The 18,608-nt window shown below is 42.7% G+C and carries 14 protein-coding genes; 12 read left to right on the forward strand and 2 right to left on the reverse strand.

Features of this window, described 5'->3' with window-relative positions:
* The first annotated feature begins 56 nt into the window (after positions 1-56).
* The 10 genes from BM122_RS06080 (at position 57) to BM122_RS06125 (ending at position 14,304) form a co-directional block, all read left to right on the forward strand.
* The gene (locus BM122_RS06080; protein ID WP_177198059.1) at positions 57-3,926 is read left to right on the forward strand and encodes a YhdP family protein; all 3,870 of its coding nucleotides are present in this window, start codon (positions 57-59) and stop codon (positions 3,924-3,926) included.
* Positions 3,927-4,046: 120 nt separating this feature from the next.
* Complete coding sequence (locus BM122_RS06085) at positions 4,047-4,916, forward strand: carbon-nitrogen hydrolase family protein (protein WP_074904490.1); 870 nt, start codon at positions 4,047-4,049, stop codon at positions 4,914-4,916.
* Positions 4,917-5,055: 139 nt separating this feature from the next.
* Complete coding sequence (tldD, locus tag BM122_RS06090) at positions 5,056-6,504, forward strand: metalloprotease TldD (protein WP_074904491.1); 1,449 nt, start codon at positions 5,056-5,058, stop codon at positions 6,502-6,504.
* A 342-nt stretch (positions 6,505-6,846) separates the two neighbouring features.
* Complete coding sequence (locus BM122_RS06095) at positions 6,847-8,550, forward strand: acetolactate synthase 3 catalytic subunit (protein WP_074904492.1); 1,704 nt, start codon at positions 6,847-6,849, stop codon at positions 8,548-8,550.
* 3 nt (positions 8,551-8,553) lie between these two features.
* A complete protein-coding gene (gene ilvN / locus BM122_RS06100; protein WP_074904493.1) occupies positions 8,554-9,045 on the forward strand; it encodes an acetolactate synthase small subunit in 492 nt (163 codons plus the stop codon).
* Positions 9,046-9,334: 289 nt separating this feature from the next.
* On the forward strand, positions 9,335-10,351 hold the full coding sequence (ilvC, locus tag BM122_RS06105) for a ketol-acid reductoisomerase (protein ID WP_074904494.1): 1,017 nt from the start codon (positions 9,335-9,337) through the stop codon (positions 10,349-10,351).
* 104 nt (positions 10,352-10,455) lie between these two features.
* Positions 10,456-11,103 (forward strand): phosphatidylserine decarboxylase, encoded by a 648-nt coding sequence (locus BM122_RS06110; RefSeq protein ID WP_074904495.1) that lies wholly within the window; start codon positions 10,456-10,458, stop codon positions 11,101-11,103.
* Between the two features lie 120 nt (positions 11,104-11,223).
* The gene (gene pssA, locus BM122_RS06115) at positions 11,224-12,006 is read left to right on the forward strand and encodes a CDP-diacylglycerol--serine O-phosphatidyltransferase (RefSeq protein ID WP_074904496.1); all 783 of its coding nucleotides are present in this window, start codon (positions 11,224-11,226) and stop codon (positions 12,004-12,006) included.
* 254 nt (positions 12,007-12,260) lie between these two features.
* A complete protein-coding gene (locus BM122_RS06120; protein ID WP_074904497.1) occupies positions 12,261-13,793 on the forward strand; it encodes a 2-isopropylmalate synthase in 1,533 nt (510 codons plus the stop codon).
* Between the two features lie 4 nt (positions 13,794-13,797).
* Positions 13,798-14,304: a TlpA family protein disulfide reductase gene (locus BM122_RS06125; RefSeq protein WP_074904498.1), complete on the forward strand. Its 507-nt coding sequence runs from the start codon at positions 13,798-13,800 to the stop codon at positions 14,302-14,304.
* An 8-nt stretch (positions 14,305-14,312) separates the two neighbouring features.
* Here the strand turns inward: BM122_RS06125 and BM122_RS06130 are convergent, their stop codons facing one another.
* Together BM122_RS06130 and BM122_RS06135 are read right to left on the reverse strand one after the other, a co-directional pair.
* Complete coding sequence (locus BM122_RS06130) at positions 14,313-14,918, reverse strand: lytic transglycosylase domain-containing protein (RefSeq protein WP_074904499.1); 606 nt, start codon at positions 14,916-14,918, stop codon at positions 14,313-14,315.
* Entirely contained in the window at positions 14,906-16,615 is a 1,710-nt protein-coding gene (locus BM122_RS06135; RefSeq protein WP_074904500.1) for a proline--tRNA ligase, read from the reverse strand. Before BM122_RS06135 ends, BM122_RS06130 begins: the two co-directional genes overlap by 13 nt.
* A 242-nt stretch (positions 16,616-16,857) precedes the next feature.
* Between BM122_RS06135 and BM122_RS06140 the strand changes: the two genes are divergently transcribed.
* Entirely contained in the window at positions 16,858-17,418 is a 561-nt protein-coding gene (locus BM122_RS06140; protein ID WP_074904501.1) for an RNA pyrophosphohydrolase, read from the forward strand.
* Positions 17,419-17,568: 150 nt separating this feature from the next.
* Entirely contained in the window at positions 17,569-18,567 is a 999-nt protein-coding gene (locus tag BM122_RS06145; protein WP_074904502.1) for a cytochrome-c peroxidase, read from the forward strand.
* Positions 18,568-18,608: the final 41 nt, after the last annotated feature.

Below are 18,608 nucleotides of genomic sequence, written 5' to 3' on the forward strand. Positions count from 1 at the left end.
GCTTCTTATTCAATTACTGCATGATGCATTCCTTTGTTAAGCATAGCATCTTCACCTTGCGTAAGCTCGGGTGGGTTGTGTTTGCTATCGTAATGTTTTTTTCCCTATCGCTGTTGTTATTGCGCTATTGGCTGTTGCCCGATATTGAGCGCTACCGGCCAAACATTGCGGCCGCCATTTCTCAGGTTGCCGGGCAAGTCATCAGTATAGAGCGCATCGATGCAAATTGGGACGGATTACACCCCTACTTACGATTACATGGTGTGCGCGTGCATGATAAGCATGGCAATTCTGTTTTGATTCTGGCCGAGTTGGATGGAACCCTTTCCTGGCAATCGTTGCTGAACGGAGAATTGCTGTTTCGTGATATTAAAATTGAACGGCCTGTTCTGAGCATCCGCCGTGACATGGACAAGGTGATCCACATAGCAGGCGGTACGTTTGATCAAGAGGAAGCAGATAATGGCTTTTTCAATTGGTTATTACGTCAGCGCCAGCTGTTGGTCAATGACGCTGAAGTTTATTGGCTGGATGAACCGCGTGCTGCGCCCGTGCTCTATCTGAAAAAAGTAGATTTACGTATGCATAATAAGGAGGGTCATCACTATTTCGGGTTACGGTTAATTCCACCCACTGAATTAGCCAATCCGGTGGATATACGCGGTGATTTAACGGGCGAATCAGTCAATACATTGAGTCAGTGGCGCGGACGCTTGTTTGCTCAATTGAATCATGTCGATTTAGCTGCTTTACAAACCTGGTTATCATTCCCGGGAGACTTGGAATTTGATCGTGGCAGTGGCGCCTTTCGTGCATGGATGGGCATAGAGGGTAAGTCTGTTGCTTACTGGAAGGCTGATGTAAATCTTCATGAAACTTATATGCGTTGGGCAAAGGATCTGCCTAGACTTGATCTTGAACATTTGCGTGGTCGCGTGGGCTGGAAAAGAAACAATGACGCGATACAGCCGGGGGATGAATGGTTTGCCCAGCAACTGAGTGTCGCCATTGAAAATGAAGTGTTTACCAAACCAGTGAATATTTTGTGGCAAAGACAGCGGGTAGAGGGAGCGGTGCCCAGCGAGAATAAATTACTAGTAAATGATCTGGATTTGGGCATTGTTGCTTCTCTGTTAAGTTATCTTCCTATGGAAGATTCATTGCGAAATCAGGTTAGTGAATTATCCCCGAAAGGAGTCATCGAGCATGTGCAAGCTTATTGGCAAGGAAATTGGACAAAGCCTTCATCTTTTAATGTGGAAGGAAGTTTTCACAATTTAGCCATACAAGCGTTTGACAAGCTGCCTGCAGTGAGTGGGATAAGTGGCAGCGTCAAGTTAACTGAGGTGGGCGGAACGCTTCATCTTGATTCAGAGAAAGCCAGCATGAGCTTTTTCGAGGCATTTAATGAGCCGCTCGAGCTTGACAGACTGATCACACAGCTCAATTGGAAGGTGTTGACTGATCAGGATAAAATTTTGCTTGAATTTAATCATATTTCATTTGCTAATCGTTATCTGTCCGGAACGATGCGTGGCCACTACCATAGTGGCGCCCTTGAGCAGCCCGGCACAATCGATCTGGCTGGTGAGTTGGCACGTGCAGAGGTTACTTATCTTAATAAGTATCTGGCTTTCCTGGGTGATCAGGAGGCTACGCAAAATTGGCTGAATAAGGCGCTCGTAGCGGGTAAATTGGAAGGAACCAGATTTAATATTCGTGGCGATTTAAGTGAATCTTCTTCAGATCTGCGCAACAAGCTCGCCTTCAAGTTAACTACCCGAATGGCTGACACAGCGGTAAATTTGCCGGAAGAATGGCCGAACATGACGGAAATTCAAGCTGATCTTTCATTTCAGGATAATCAACTTGAAATGACCATTTCACGGGCGAAACTGGCAGATATTGTGATGAAAGATGTGCGGTTGCAAATTGCAGATTTGTACGCACCGCAGCCTATTTTACACCTGACGGGGGGAGCCGAGGGCGCTACCCAAAACATCATCGATTTGATTAAAAAAAGCGGTCTAGATCGCCATGCGGTTGATTTCTCTCAGCCAGGTAAAATTTCCGGAAATGGGAAATTGCATCTGGAATTAGCCATGCCGATAAATTTATCAGGCGATGAGGGGAAGCCTATGGAGCTAAAGGGTCGTTATCAGTTCATTAATAACGAGATTAATCTTGGGTATGATTTGCCTGCCTTGAGTAAGATCAATGGAGTGCTTACTTTTACTCAGTCCACACTGGCTATAAAAAATGTGACTGCGCAATTAACCGGTGAGCCAGTGACAATTAACTCTACCGTATTGCCGAACGGCGGAATGCGCATAATGGCGGCAGGCAGGGCTAATTTCGATCGCTTACATTCACCTAAACCTGATCAACCGGCAAATACCTTGCAGTTGTGGATGCAGTATATGCGGGGAATGACTGATTGGTCAGCCGTGCTTGATATTAACCAAGAAGGAACGGATCTCAGGGTTGAATCCTCGTTAGTTGGCGTTGCTTCATCATTACCCGAACCTTTTGTCAAAGCTGCGGCAGAAAAAATTCCGCTCAGCTTTGAAAAAAAATTCATTGATTCAGAACATGAGGTGCTGCGCTTTCGTTACGGGGAGGTGGCCACGGCAGAAATTCAACGTAAACAGGCAGAAAATGGCCATTACTATCCAGTACGTGGTGTAATGAATTTCCAAGCTGCACCCGTTGAATTACCGAAAGATGCTGTCACACTAGTACATGGTACGATTCCGGTGTTGGAATGGGATCGCTGGAAAGCTCTTTTTGATCGGCATGATGAAATTGCTGCTCGATCAGGACAAGCTGGCCAAGGAATGAAGGCATTGCTGACTGATCGGATCAATTTCAATCTGAATATTGGCAGGCTCGATTTTCTAGGAAGCCGTTTTAATGAGTTTGTATTGGATGCCAATAAACACGGTGGGCAATGGCATACTGCTGTTGTCTGTAAAGAGGTCATCGGTCATATCGTTTGGAATTCTCTCAATAAGGAAGCATTTGCACGATTAAAAAAATTGGTAAAACCAGAAGCTATTCCGGTATCTGATTCAGTTGTGAAAAAAAAGAATCAATCTACGGATTGGCCCATCATGGATCTGTATGCTGATGAGTTCTATGTAGGAGAAAAGCTTTTAGGTAAATTAGTATTGGTAGCTCATCAGCAAGCAGAGGGTTGGCATATCGATCAACTACAAATTGCTCACGCCGACAGCTCTCTTTTGCTGCAGGGAGTGTGGCAGAACCGTATCGCTCCTTTTCAGATGCAGGCAGAAGTCGAACTGCGAGCAAAAAGCATAGGTAAATTCTTGGCGCGCTTAGGTTATGCGGGACGTATTGCACGCGGAAAAGGCGAAGCGATAGGTTCACTGGAATGGATAGGGCAGCCTTTTTCCATAGATTTTCCTTCTCTTTCTGGCCATCTGAAATTAACTGCCCGGCACGGTCAATTTACCAAATTCAAGCCAGGGATGAGCAAATTGCTGGGTATTTTTGATCTGAAATCACTTCCGCGCAGACTGACATTGGATTTTTATGATGTATTTAGTCAAGGTTTTGGTTTCGATGATATCTCCGGCGATGTTAGAATTAACCGAGGAGTCGCGGTGACAGATGAACTGCAGATTGCAGGAAGCGCAGCTTATCTGACTGTGAGTGGAAAAATCGATCTGGTAGAAGAAACTCAAGCGCTCCTGGTCAAAATGTTTCCTTCGCTTGGGTTGGCAACACCAGTAGCAGGGATTGCTTCCATGATTGCGAACCAGTCGCTAAAGGATCCATTTGATCGTGTTTTATTTAGTGAATATATTATAACGGGTAAGTGGGATGAGCCTGTAATGAAGAAATCACAAGATTCACAAGAAAATAAGGAACCGCAATCAGAATCTAAGCGTAATGAGAATTGATTGGTATGGATTGTTTTGGGGAAAATGCCTATTAATTATGCGCTGCTTTATGGTTTTTGTGAGCGAAATTCTTATCTTGCCTGAATTCAGTGGAAATAGGGACTTATACGGGAGGAAGTTATGTTGAATCATTCGGGCATTTTCTCAAAACATCTGCCAGAGAAAGAGAGTAACAGTACATTGCGTGTTGCGGCTATACAGATGGCATCAGGGCCAAGCGTAGCTGCAAATCTGGAAGAGGCGCTTCGCTTGATTGAGCTGGCAGTATCACAAGAAGCAAAGCTGGTTGCACTTCCGGAATATTTCTGTATTATGGGATTGCGGGATACCGATAAGTTAAGTGTTCGTGAGCAACCTGGCGAAGGTATGGTGCAATCATTTTTAAGCGAGACAGCTAAACGTTTTGGGATTTGGCTGGTGGGTGGATCAGTGCCATTGGAGAGTTCGGTAACTGATAAGATTTATAATAGCTGCCTGGTTTATGATCATGATGGCAAGCAGGTAGCACGCTACGATAAGATTCATTTATTCGGCCTTGAATTGGGTGAAGAACGTTTCGCAGAAGAAAAAACAATCAAAGCCGGAGATAAAGTCGTTGCAATAGATTCTCCTTTTGGGCGGATAGGTTTATCCATTTGTTATGATCTCCGATTCCCTGAGCTTTATCGTCTGATGGGGAAGGTGGATATCATTCTTGCTCCATCTGCTTTTACTGCAATTACAGGTAAGGCGCATTGGGAGACGTTAATCCGTGCACGTGCTATAGAGAATCAGGCTTATGTGATTGCACCAGCGCAGGGAGGGTTTCATGTCAATGGCCGTGAAACCAATGGAGATAGTATGATTGTTGATCCCTGGGGTGTGGTGATTGACCGGCTGGCACGTGGACCTGGAGTGGTGGTAGCGACGTTGGATCGTGCATACCAATCGAGCGTACGCGCAAGCTTGCCTGCACTAGAACATCGTTGCTTATACCCATGTCAAATGTAGAAAAAAATCAAATGTAGAAAAAAGACTGTTCACTTTGAACAGAATAATTAGTTAGATGTCTTGAGGAAGGGCAGATTTTATTCTGCTTTTTATCGCAAGAAGTTAAAATATATGTTGTAGAAATGAGTTTAATCTTAAAATGAATGAGTTTTTTACCATTGCTGACCGATGCCTGCTGACGCCCTATGAGCTGGATGCGAATAGATTACATCACGTGTTTGGGCAAATCCTTACCCATCGAATCGATTATGCCGATCTTTATTTTCAATATAGTCGTTCTGAAGGGTGGGTTCTCGAAGAAGGCATTGTTAAATCAGGTAGCTTTAATATAGATCAAGGTGTAGGGGTACGCGCCATCAGTGGTGAAAAAACTGCCTTTGCCTATTCGGATGAGATCAGTCTGAATGCACTCGTATCTGCAGCAAAAGCGACGCGCGCCATTGCTAGCCAGGGAAGCCTGCACCCAGTTCAAGTCGTTAAACAAGTGGCACACTATAACACTAGGTCACTTTACCTTCCGCAGGATCCTATTGCGAACTTTAAAGATAGCGACAAAGTGGCATTATTAGAGAAACTTGAACAGTTTGCGCGTGCGATAGATAAACGCGTCATTCAGGTTGTAGCATCACTTGCAGGTGAGTACGAGGTTATCATGGTTGCCCGTAGCTATGGTTTGTTAGCTGCTGACGTGAGGCCATTAGTGCGAATGTCATTACAGGTAATAGCAGAAGAAAATGGCCGGCGTGAACAGGGCGTTGCGGGTGGAGGTGGACGATTTGATTACACCTACTTTACTGATGAAATATTAAATGACTATGCCCAAAAGGCAGTACACCAAGCGGTGGTGAATCTGAATGCGAGACCTGCTCCGGCAGGTCCCATGACGGTCGTTCTAGGAAATGGCTGGCCTGGTATCCTGCTGCATGAAGCCATTGGTCATGGATTGGAAGGTGATTTTAACCGCAAGGGTAGCTCAGCTTTTTCTGGACGCATTGGTGAACGAGTTGCAGCCGATGGTGTGACTGTGGTAGATGATGGTACGCTTGCTAATCGTCGTGGATCGTTGAATATTGATGATGAAGGGAATCCAACTCAATGTACGGTATTGATTGAGAATGGTGTGCTCAAAGGCTATCTACAAGACAGCCTGAATGCAAGACTCATGAAGCAACCCCTTACAGGTAATGGCAGACGAGAATCATTTGCACATATTCCCATGCCACGCATGACAAATACCTATATGCTTAATGGAAATAAAAATCCAGAAGAAATTATTGGGTCAGTGAAGCATGGACTATATGCTGCAAATTTTGGGGGTGGGCAAGTCGATATCACCAGTGGTAAATTTGTCTTTTCTGCTGCGGAAGCTTACATGATAGAGAATGGGAAAATTTCTTACCCAATAAAGGGAGCAACTTTAATCGGTAATGGCCCGGATATTCTGACACGTGTTTCCATGATAGGTAATGATATGGCGCTTGATCCAGGTATCGGCACCTGTGGGAAAGAAGGACAGAGTGTACCAGTAGGCGTAGGGCAGCCAACGTTGCGAGTGGAAGGATTGACAGTAGGGGGAACAGGAGGTTGACGAGAGTCGGTTATCTTCCCGCTAATTACTCATAATCCAGGAAATTTTCTCAGTGCCAGTTAGTCGGGAATAAAACCCAAATTCCTAGTAATATATGCAGATGCATACATTTCTTTATATTGCAAAATGAACAGCGGTTTATCTGATGATATAGGCATTCTCAGTCGTTAATAGAGTTGACTCCTGCAGTCTGAGTTTAATAAGCCTCAGAGTTAACTAAGCAGCTTGATTAATTAAGACTGAAATATCCGAGATGTAGGAAATATATTTGAGATAAACAAAGCAAAGATGTATTTAACTAAGTTCTTATTTTTAGATTTTTGATACCAGGATGCACAAAGTATGAGTGTAGAACTAACAGGTGCCGAGATTACGGTGCGTTGCCTGCAGGAAGAAGGGGTGAAATATATTTTTGGCTATCCTGGCGGTGCAGTGTTATTTATTTATGATGAGTTATTTAAGCAAGATAAAGTAAAGCATATTTTGGTTCGCCATGAACAAGCAGCGCTTCATGCTGCAGATGGCTATGCTCGGTCCAGTAACAATGTGGGTGTTGCTTTGGTGACATCGGGGCCCGGGGTAACAAACGCGGTAACAGGTATTGCGACTGCTTATATGGATTCTATACCTCTCGTTGTTATTAGTGGGCAGGTTCCTACAGCAGCAATTGGTCAAGATGCATTTCAGGAAGTGGATACAGTGGGAATTACGCGTCCTTGTGTCAAACATAATTTTTTGGTGAAAGATATCGCTGAGCTTGCATCCACGATAAAAAAGGCTTTTGTTATTGCTTCAACCGGTCGTCCCGGACCCGTTTTGGTTGATATTCCAAAAGATGTCACACAACAAAAGACGACATTTAATTACCCAAGCAGTGTAAGTATACGTTCCTACAAGCCAGTTAGCGATGGGGATACCCAACAGATAAGAAAAGCCGCGCAATTGATTTTGAATGCAAAGCGGCCGATGGTTTATTCAGGGGGGGGGGTGATTCTGGATAATGCATCTGAGGCTTTGGCAGAATTGGTACGTTTGCTGAATTTTCCATGTGCTAACACTCTAATGGGACTTGGCGGTTATCCTGCGACAGATGAGCGATTTGTCGGTATGTTAGGGATGCATGGAACTTATGAAGCGAATATGGCGATGCAATATTGTGATGTATTGATCGCAGTGGGCGCGCGTTTCGATGATCGTGTTATTGGTAATCCGAAGCATTTTTACAGTGAAGAGCGAAAGATAATTCATATTGATATTGACCCTTCGTCCATTTCCAAGCGTGTCAAGGTAGACATCCCAATAGTGGGAAGCGTTTCGGAAGTATTGAAGGAACTGATCAAATTGTTCAAGGCTAGTAAAGAAAAAATAGATGCGCATGCGCTTAAGGAATGGTGGAAACAAATAGATTTATGGCGCGAACGAGATTGCCTAAGGTATGATCGTACGAATGCAGTTATTAAACCGCAGATGGTTGTGGAAAAACTTTATGCAGTGACGAAGGGTGATGCATTTATTACGTCAGATGTCGGGCAGCATCAAATGTGGGCTGCACAGTTCTATCGATTTAATAAACCTCGCCGTTGGATTAATTCGGGTGGACTGGGTACCATGGGATTTGGGTTGCCTTCCGCAATGGGCGCGCAATTAGCTAATCCTGATGGGGTAGTCGCCTGCATTACAGGTGAAGCAAGCATACAGATGTGCATCCAAGAATTATCCACCTGTAAACAATACGGCTTACCCCTTAAAATCATTAATCTTAATAATCGGTATATGGGCATGGTTCGGCAATGGCAGGAATTTTTCCATGGAAACCGTTACTCAGAGTCCTATATGAATGCGCTTCCAGATTTTGTTAAACTGGCTGAGAGCTATGGTCACGTCGGTATGAAGATAGAGAAACCAGAAGATATCGAAGGTGCTTTGGAGGAGGCTTTTAAACTCAAAGAGCGATTAGTTTTTATGGATTTTATTACCGATCAAACGGAAAATGTATTCCCTATGGTGCCGGGTGGTAAAGGTTTGTCTGAAATGATTTTGGTGTAAGAAATGCGGCATATTATCTCTTTATTGATGGAAAATGAGGCTGGCGCTCTTTCTCGAGTAGCAGGCTTATTTTCGGCACGAGGCTATAATATTGAGTCACTCAATGTAGCACCGACAGAAGATCCCACTTTATCTCGTATGACTTTGGTCACAATAGGCTCGGATGAAGTGATTGAGCAAATTACCAAGCAACTGAATAAATTAATTGAGGTGGTCAAAATAGTTGATTTGAGTGAAGGAGATCATATCGAGCGAGAGCTTATGTTGGTGAAAATCCGAGCCCTTGGAGAGGATCGCGAAGAAATGAAACGGTTAGCAGATATTTTTCGCGGCAGTATTATTGATGTAACTGACAAGTCATACACGATAGAGTTGACAGGTACAAGTTCAAAACTTGATGCATTTCTTGAAACAATAGAGCGAAATATGATTCTAGAGACCATCCGAACGGGGGCTTCCGGCTTAGGTCGTGGAGAACGGATTTTAAAAGAATAACAATTTGATTTAATAAAGGGCACCTCTAAAAATTCAGAGTTCTAAACAAGACAAGGTGAGAACAAAAAATGTTGACGAAGCCTATACCTGATAGGTAAGGAAACATTCTTTGTAAGCAACGAAGTATTGTGACGAAGCGGGGTAAGTAGGCAATCCGCGAAGCGGATGCGCGCAAATATGAATTTTTAGAGGTGCCCTAAAGATCACTAACTGTCTATGCAGTATTAGTCATTAAAGTTTTGTTTTGATGTTTTTGCGCCAGCTGGGTATATATTATTAAAGGAACATAATGAAAGTTTATTACGATAAAGATGCTGATTTGTCTCTAATTAAAAAAAAGAAAGTCACGATAGTTGGCTATGGATCACAAGGACATGCGCACGCTAACAATTTACGTGATTCCGGTGTCAAGGTTACAGTTGGTTTGCGTAAAGGTGGAGCGTCTTGGGAAAAGGCAAAAAAAGCTGGTTTGACTGTAAAAGAAATTGCTCCTTCCATTAAGGATGCCGATGTAGTGATGTTACTGCTTCCAGATGAGCAAATTGCTACTATCTATCAATCAGAGATCGAGGCAGGTTTAAAAAATAATGCAACGCTGGCATTTGCTCATGGTTTTAATATTCACTATGGTCAAGTGACTCCACGTGAGGATCTTGATGTCATTATGATTGCGCCTAAAGGGCCTGGGCATCTTGTACGCTCCACGTATACTCAAGGTGGGGGAGTGCCTTCACTTATAGCCGTTCATCAAGACAAATCAGGGCATGCACGCGATTTGGCCTTATCCTATGCAGCTGCCAATGGGGGTACACGCGGCGGTGTGATTGAAACAACTTTCCGTGAGGAAACAGAGACAGATTTATTTGGTGAACAAGTGGTATTGTGTGGCGGTCTTACTGCATTAATTCAGACTGGCTTTGAGACATTGGTAGAGGCTGGCTATGCACCCGAAATGGCCTACTTTGAGTGTCTCCATGAAGTAAAACTGATTGTGGATTTAATCTATGAGGGTGGCATAGCCAATATGCGCTATTCTATTTCTAATAATGCTGAATATGGTGATATCTCGCGTGGGCCACGGATTATTACTGAAGAAACGCGTGCAGAAATGCGCAGGATTTTGCGTGAAATTCAAACGGGTCAGTATGCACGTGAATTTATACTTGAGAACCGTGCGGGAGCGCCTATGCTCAAATCCAGTCGTCGCCTCGCCGCTGAGCACTCGATCGAAACAGTCGGCACAAAATTGCGCGACATGATGCCTTGGATTAAGAAAAACAAATTAGTCGATCAAGTAAAGAACTAATGAAGAACTTGTCTGCGCATTTTTGTCTAAAACTAATTTAAAATACTTTGCTTTTTTACCCGGTATTTTATAAATACCGGGTTAACCTTCTATTTAAGTTACTCATGTCAACTTATCCTCATCCTATCATTGCGCGCGAAGGTTGGTTTCATATTACCGTAGCGTTTTCAATCGCTTTATTGGTTCATTTATTTTTAGGCTGGTTGTGGGCATTACCTTTCTGGTTAATTGCACTGTTCGTTTTACAGTTTTTTCGTGATCCTCCTCGTATCATTCCATCACAAGCTAATGCTATATTAGCTCCTGCAGATGGGAGGATTGTCGCTGTTGAGAAAACGCAGGATCCTTTTCTAAATCGTGAGGCGATTAAAGTAAGTGTATTCATGAATGTATTTAATGTTCATTCAAATCGTAGCCCTGTTGATGGTGTCATAAAAGACCGTTGGTATTTCCCTGGGCAATTTATTAATGCTAGCTTATCCAAGGCTTCATTGGAAAATGAACGTAATGCTCTCTGGATAAAAACAGACAAGGGGCTCGATGTTACTTGTGTGCAGATTGCCGGCTTGATAGCAAAACGTATTGTATGTTACGCCAATCCTGGTGATCGCCTTGCACGTGGGCAACGGTTTGGATTTATTCGCTTTGGTTCGAGAGTGGATGTTTATCTTCCGACAAATACTAAAATTAATGTCAATATTGGTGATAAAGTCTATGCGACGCTAACCATATTAGCTGAGTTACGCAGTTAGGCAAATTTACTTATTATTGCTGCATCATAGTTTTTGCTAGAGGAATCATATTATTTTCTATTTTTTTGCTATTTATCTTTCTATATCCCATTGTAGGGTATTACGTAGTTCATACTAAAAATGCATGAACCGAACTCAGTGCGCTTTGCGCTCAAGTCCCGATTACGACGCAGAGGGATTTATCTATTGCCGAATTTATTTACAACGGCGGCATTGTTTGCAGGTTTCTTTGCGATTGTGCAGGCCATGAATGGTCATTACGAGAATTCTGCAATAGCTATCTTCGTCGCAATGGTGCTGGATGGTTTGGATGGTCGAGTGGCGCGTATAACGCATACTCAAAGTGAATTTGGTGCAGAGTATGACAGCTTGTCGGATATGGTTTCTTTTGGAGTTGCCCCTGCACTCGTAGCATATGTGTGGGTACTAAAAGAGATGGGTAAATTAGGCTGGATAGCAGCCTTTATTTATTGCGCTTGTGCTGCATTACGGCTGGCACGTTTTAATACCAACATAGAAATAGTTGACAAGCGATATTTTCAGGGGTTGCCTAGCCCCGCAGCAGCTGCCCTGATCGCTGGATTGGTGTGGGTAGCATCGGATTTTCAAATACAAGGTGCGGATATCAAGTGGCTGGTATGGGCAATCACATTGTTTGCTGGGCTTACCATGGTGAGTAATTTGCCTTACTATAGCGGTAAAGAGTTCAATCTGCGCAGACGCGTCCCTTTTTTCTCAGTTTTACTCTTATTATTGTTCTTTTTTGTATTAATACCGAGTCATCCGCCTGTTGTGTTATTTGGCTTATTCTCTCTATATGCTTTATCAGGCTATTTCATGAAGTTATGGCGGCTTAGGAAAAGTAAAAAGAGCGATGAGATAAAAAATCAGAATATGACATAACGGTCTTGCGCTTGCAGAAATATTGGAAACGTTTTATATTTCTACCATGAACAAGTTTATAACTAATTCTCCGATATCTCTATTCTTCTTATATTTCTCTTCTTTGGCCTTGCTACACCTAAGAGGCTATCTGCTGCGCCGTCGGCGCTAAAATCCAATAGTTATTTCAATCTCTTGCTGATAATCTAAAAAATTCGTAACCCGAATTTTTAATCTTTGCTCTGTAATTTAGATTGCATTCGATGGGGAAAATGATGCGCGACCATTTGATTATTTTTGATACAACCTTACGTGATGGAGAGCAAAGTCCCGGCGCTTCCATGACAAAAGAAGAGAAAGTGCGGATTGCTCGACAGCTTGAGCGTATGGGTGTAGATGTTATTGAGGCAGGTTTTCCGGCAGCTTCTAATGGGGATTTTGAAGCAGTCAAAGCAGTGGCTGATACGATTAAGGATAGCGTCGTTTGTGGACTTGCTCGCGCTATCGAAGCCGATATCAATCGCGCGGGTGAAGCCTTGCGTGGTGCTAATGCAGCGCGCATTCACACTTTTATTGCTACTTCACCCATACACATGAAGAATAAATTACGCATGTCGCCGGAACAAGTGATCGAGCAAGCAGTAAAAGCTATACAATGGGCACGTCGGTATACAGACAACATTGAATTTTCTCCAGAGGATGCCGGTCGTTCTGAAATCAATTTTCTTTGCCGTGTTTTAGAAGCAGTAATCGATGCAGGCGCAAAGACACTGAATATTCCAGATACAGTAGGGTATACCATGCCAGATCAGTTTGGCCGACTTATTCGGACATTGCGTGAGCGTATTCCCAATTCAGATAAAGTCGTTTTCTCAGTTCATTGTCACAATGATTTAGGGTTAGCGGTAGCTAATTCATTGTCGGCAGTCATAAATGGCGCGAGACAAGTAGAATGTACTATTAATGGACTGGGTGAGCGTGCTGGAAATGCTGCTCTTGAAGAAGTTGTAATGGCCGTTCGTACACGGCAGGATTTCTTTCCATGTGATACGCGCATAGATACAACCCATATTGTACCTGCTAGTAAATTGGTTTCAGGAATTACCGGTTTTCCAGTACAACCCAATAAAGCTATTGTTGGAGCAAATGCTTTTGCGCATGAATCTGGAATTCATCAAGATGGTGTCCTCAAACATCGTGAGACTTATGAAATTATGCGTGCAGAAGATGTTGGCTGGGGAGCTAATAAGTTGCTGCTGGGTAAGCATTCTGGCCGTAACGCGTTTCGCAGTCGCTTGAAGGAACTTGGAATCGAGTTTGAATCAGAAGAAATGCTAAATACTATGTTTGTGCGCTTCAAGGATTTGGCAGACAAAAAACATGAAATTTTTGATGAAGATTTGCACGCACTGGTCTCGGATGAGGTGCAGACTCCTGAAGAGCATTATCGATTGCTTTCACTTATTGCACATAGTGAAACAGGTGAGATTCCTTTCGCTCGGGTAGTGATTGCTGACGGGAATAATGAACTACATGCCGAGTCTGAAGGAAGCGGTCCAGTTGACGCAACCTTTCGCGCGATTGAAAAGATTCTGAATAGTGGTGCCGAATTACAATTGTTTTCGGTTAATAACATTACCAGTGGAACAGATGCACAAGGTGAGGTGACGGTCAGATTGCAGAAGTCCGGCAGAATCGTAAATGGTCATGGGGCAGATACAGATATTGTCGTTGCTTCTGCTAAAGCTTATCTCAGCGCATTCAATAAACTGTATAGCAAGCTTGAGAAAGCTCATCCGCAGGTTTGATGAAATGAAACGTTTTTTCCTTTGCTTATTTCTTTTATTGAGTTTTCGATCTTTTTATATTCAGGCAGAAGAATTCCAGTTCAGATTTGAGGATAGCAAGGGAAAAATACATCAATTGAGCGATTATAGAGGAAAGTGGGTGCTGGTAAATTTCTGGGCAACCTGGTGTCCGCCCTGTTTAGAGGAAATTCCCGATTTGATTTCGCTTTATGAAGATCGAAATGATGTCATAATTATTGGCATCGCGATGGATTATGCAGATACGGAAACGGTAATAAAATTTACTGAAGCAATGTCTATTCCTTATCCAATCGTTTTTGGTAACAGAGAGATGGCTTCGCAACTTGATGAGTTATCGATGCTACCAAGTACCTATTTATTTGATGCTGCTGGTAAACCTGCAGCACGAAAGATTGGATTACTTACACGCGAGGAGATTGAAAAATTCATGCAGAGTTATTCAGGAAGTACGGATCCAGGGAAGGCAGTTGATCCCCCTCATACTAAATAGAAATTTTGCTAATTTTGTGCTATCTCCTGGGTTATGGGATAGTACCAATACTTGCTCCACGTATTAAATACAAGCTCTGGATAAGTTGCTTGTCCTAGGCTTCCGTTATATCTTCCGAGAGCACGAAAATAATTTCCTCTCTCAATATCAAGGTAGTGACGCAAAATGGTACATCCATAACGTAAATTGACCCGTAGATGGAAGAGGTTATGCTCTTTGCTGCCAATGGTATCCACCCAAAAAGGCATGATTTGCATATAGCCGCGCGCACCCGCGGTCGATATAGCATATTTTCTAAAACTACTTTCGACCTGAATAATACTCAATACTAATTGTGGATCGAGCCCTGCACGGGTAGCCTCATAATGAACCGTAGTGAGAAAATCATTGCGCTCGTTTTGATCGGGCATATGCTTTTTTAACCGCTCAGACATGGTGGTAAGCCAAGCCTTACTTTCTGCTTCCGGCAATGTAATAAAATGCGAAATAGCTTGATCACTGACAGCCTTTTGCAATACTGTTCTGGTACTGGCAGATAAAGGTTCATACATTTGGGCGCCTGCCTGAGCAATGAGTGGCATAAGAATCATAATAAAGCCAGTCAATTTCCGCATACTTTTGAAATGACAAATGAAGTAATCTCCTTCAGCGGGATCATTTGAGATTTTTCATCACATCGTCCACGATATTCTATCGTGGCATCTTTTAGGCCTCGCTCGCTGATAACGATTCTATGGGGAATGCCAATTAATTCCATGTCAGCAAACATGACACCAGGACGTTCATCGCGATCATCCATAATCACTTCAATATGAGCCGTTGAAAATTCGTCATACAGCCTTTCAGTCTCAGCTTGTACTTGTGGATTTTTTTTCAGACCAATTGGAATAATAGCGAGTTGGAAGGGAGCAATCGCAAGAGGAAATATGATGCCGTGCTCATCATGATTTTGCTCAATGGCTGCTGCTACAATGCGCGATACTCCGATGCCATAGCATCCCATTTCCATTACTTTGGTTTGGCCGGATTCATCCAGATAGGTAGCCTTCATTTTTTCAGAATATTTTGTGCGTAACTGAAAAATATGACCAACCTCAATACCACGACAAATTTCCAGTGTTCCCTTGCTATCTGGGGATGGATCTCCTGCAACGACATCACGGATATCGAAAACATGATCGGGTAATTTCAAGTCACGTTCAAAATTAACATGAGTGAAATGAAAACCTTCCTCGTTTGCGCCGCAGATGAAATTACTCATTTCCATAACAGCTTTGTCAACGATGATGTATTTTTCCAAACCAACTGGTCCGATATACCCTGGTCGGCAGCCGGTTTCAGCTAATATTCTTTCTTCATTGGCCCATTCGAAATTGCTTAAAAATGGGATTTTTCTGACTTTTGTTTCATTTAGCTGATGATCACCACGTAGCAGCAAGAGATAAAACTGATCATCTGCAGTAATGGCCAATGTTTTTACCGTTTTCTGCACGGGAGTACTAAGAAAACTCGCAACTTCTTCACAGGCTTTTTGCTCCGGTGTTGAAATTTTTCGCATTATGCCATCAGGTGCTTCGCGAATTTTTCCAGAAGAAACGGCCTCGGCCAATTCGATGTTAGCTGCATAATCCGACTTGGGGCAAAAAGCAATCACATCCTCACCTGAATCAGCTAATACATGGAACTCATGTGAACTGCTACCACCCATCGCGCCAGTGTCGGCTGCTACAGCCCGAAAATTCAGCCCGATACGGGTAAATATGTTGCTATACGTGTCATGCATTAGACGATAGGTCTTCTCAAGGCATGTTAGGTCAGCATGAAACGAATAGGCATCTTTCATTATAAATTCACGTGCTCTCATGACACCAAAACGAGGACGAATTTCATCACGGAATTTGGTTTGGATCTGATAAAAATTGAGGGGTAATTGACGATAGCTTTTAATTTCTCTACGCGCAATATCGGTGATGACTTCTTCGTGAGTTGGACCAAAACAATAATTGTGTTGGTGTCTATCCTGGATTTTCAGCATTTGTGGTCCGAATAATTGCCAGCGAGCAGTTTCTTGCCAGAGTTCTGCGGGTTGAACTGCAGGCATTAAAAGCTCAATCGCGCCGCTGTTATTCATTTCCTCGCGAATAATGAACTCGATCTTGCGTAAGACTCTCAAACCCAAAGGCATCCAGGTATAAAGGCCACTGCCAAGGCGTTTGATTAAACCTGCTCGTAGCATCAGCTTATGGCTGATCAATTCGGCTTCTGCAGGAGCTTCTTTGAGCGTTGAAATAAAAAATTGAGAAACACGCATGAAGTATTGATTCCGTATGTTTTATTGTTATATTAGAAATAAGAAAACGTGATTTTACCCTGAAAAAGCTGGGTTACCTATGCGGTTTAAACTCACTACGACTATCATATCCAGTTAAGAAAGGGGGAAATGAAAAAATTAATGGAAGTATGTCCCGATTTTTTGTTTTATGATGACTTTTAATCTGGGAGAAATTATGGAAAAATGGCTAGTAATTGACGTCTCAATGACGGATGAATTAAATGATCGACCGTAACGGATATCGTCCTAATGTTGGAATTATTCTACTAAATTCTAAAAATGAAGTTTTTTGGGGAAAGCGTGTCAAGCAGAATTCTTGGCAATTTCCGCAGGGGGGTATTAAGTCTGGTGAAACTCCAACACAAGCAATGTATCGAGAATTAACTGAGGAGGTAGGGCTACAGCCCTATCATGTGGAAGTGTTGGGGCGCACTCGAGAATGGCTGCGTTATGACGTACCAGAATGCTGGATAAGACGTGAGTGGCGCAGAAGTTACAAGGGGCAGAAACAGATTTGGTTTTTACTGCGCTTACTTGGGCGTGATACCGATGTATCCCTAAGAAAAAGTCCACACCCTGAATTTGATGCATGGCGCTGGAATCGATATTGGGTGGAGCTTGACTCAGTTATAGAATTTAAGCGCCAAGTCTACCGGCAGGCACTTATAGAACTATCTCACCTGCTAGATTGTAATATTGGAAAAGGCTGTGATTATGGTTATATAGAAAATAATCAAATTATTTCAAAGACGGCTGCTTCAGTAAAAAGACAGAAAAAATGAATTTTTGCTAGCAATAAAGTAGAGGATCGAAGTAGACTAAGTAAATTATAACTAACTATTTTTAACTAACTTTATTTTGATAAGATACGTTTAGTTTAGGCGTAACCGGCTGCGCCATCACAGCCGTGTTTTTTTAGGAGATTTTTAACAATGATGATGCGTAAGCTAACTGCCTCGCTATTATCGACTGGCGTAATGTTTATGTCTGTGCATGTATTTGCTGCTAATGAACCAATACAGCCCATTAAACCGGTAAAACCAGAGAATACAGCAATGGTTGAACTGGGGAAGATGTTGTTTTTTGATACCCGATTGTCAAAATCTGGTTTTATTTCCTGTAATTCCTGCCATAATTTGAGCATGGGAGGGACTGATAACCTCAAAACTTCCATTGGTCATAAATGGCAACAAGGCCCGATCAATGCTCCTACTGTGCTGAATGCGAGTATGAATCTGGCGCAGTTTTGGGATGGACGTGCAAAAGATCTCAAAGAGCAAGCGGGTGGACCTATCGCGAATCCTGGGGAAATGGCTTTTACACATGACGATGTGATAAAGATGTTGAACACTATTCCTCAATATAAGGACCAATTTAAGAAAGCTTTTAATTCGGATAAAATTGATATAGATGGGGTGACTAGTGCAATCGCAGCTTTTGAGGAAACCCTGGTCACACCTGGCTCGCGTTTTGATAAATGGTTAGAAGGTGATAAAGAAGCGCTGACAAAGGCAGAATTGGATGGATACACATTATTCAAGAGTGCTGGTTGTACAAAATGTCACAATGGCCCAGCAGTTGGTGGAAATTCATTTGAAAAAATGGGCGTTCATAAACCTTATGAGACAAAAAGCCCTGCGGTAGGCCGAATGGAGGTAACAGGTAAGGAAGAAGATCGTTTTGTATTTAAAGTGCCAACATTACGGAATGTAGAATTAACCTACCCCTATTTCCATGATGGTGGTGCTTTAACGCTGGAAGAAGCAGTGGATATCATGGGGAAAATACAAGTAAATCGTGAATTCAATAAGGAAGAGATTGCTAATATTGTGGCTTTTCTGAAAACATTGACTGGTAAGCAGCCAGATTTTAAATTACCGATTTTACCGCCCTCTACTAATGCAACTCATAAATATGAGCCTTTTGAATAAATGGTTTTAATAAATGGGTTTGATTAAAAATAATCTGGAAT

Source organism: Nitrosomonas communis (assembly GCF_900114745.1).
GTDB lineage: Bacteria > Pseudomonadota > Gammaproteobacteria > Burkholderiales > Nitrosomonadaceae > Nitrosomonas > Nitrosomonas communis_A.

Excerpts from the sequence above, each read along its gene's own strand:
- BM122_RS06130 (WP_074904499.1), bottom strand. The coding sequence starts at position 14,918 with ATGCGGAAATTGACTGGCTTTATTATGATTCTTATGCCACTCATTGCT.
- BM122_RS06110 (WP_074904495.1), top strand. The coding sequence starts at position 10,456 with ATGTCAACTTATCCTCATCCTATCATTGCGCGCGAAGGTTGGTTTCAT.
- pssA (WP_074904496.1), top strand. The coding sequence starts at position 11,224 with ATGCATGAACCGAACTCAGTGCGCTTTGCGCTCAAGTCCCGATTACGA.
- BM122_RS06135 (WP_074904500.1), bottom strand. The coding sequence starts at position 16,615 with ATGCGTGTTTCTCAATTTTTTATTTCAACGCTCAAAGAAGCTCCTGCA.
- BM122_RS06125 (WP_074904498.1), top strand. The coding sequence starts at position 13,798 with ATGAAACGTTTTTTCCTTTGCTTATTTCTTTTATTGAGTTTTCGATCT.
- BM122_RS06120 (WP_074904497.1), top strand. The coding sequence starts at position 12,261 with ATGCGCGACCATTTGATTATTTTTGATACAACCTTACGTGATGGAGAG.
- BM122_RS06140 (WP_074904501.1), top strand. The coding sequence starts at position 16,858 with ATGATCGACCGTAACGGATATCGTCCTAATGTTGGAATTATTCTACTA.
- BM122_RS06095 (WP_074904492.1), top strand. The coding sequence starts at position 6,847 with ATGAGTGTAGAACTAACAGGTGCCGAGATTACGGTGCGTTGCCTGCAG.
- tldD (WP_074904491.1), top strand. The coding sequence starts at position 5,056 with ATGAATGAGTTTTTTACCATTGCTGACCGATGCCTGCTGACGCCCTAT.
- ilvN (WP_074904493.1), top strand. The coding sequence starts at position 8,554 with ATGCGGCATATTATCTCTTTATTGATGGAAAATGAGGCTGGCGCTCTT.
- BM122_RS06145 (WP_074904502.1), top strand. The coding sequence starts at position 17,569 with ATGATGATGCGTAAGCTAACTGCCTCGCTATTATCGACTGGCGTAATG.
- BM122_RS06085 (WP_074904490.1), top strand. The coding sequence starts at position 4,047 with ATGTTGAATCATTCGGGCATTTTCTCAAAACATCTGCCAGAGAAAGAG.
- ilvC (WP_074904494.1), top strand. The coding sequence starts at position 9,335 with ATGAAAGTTTATTACGATAAAGATGCTGATTTGTCTCTAATTAAAAAA.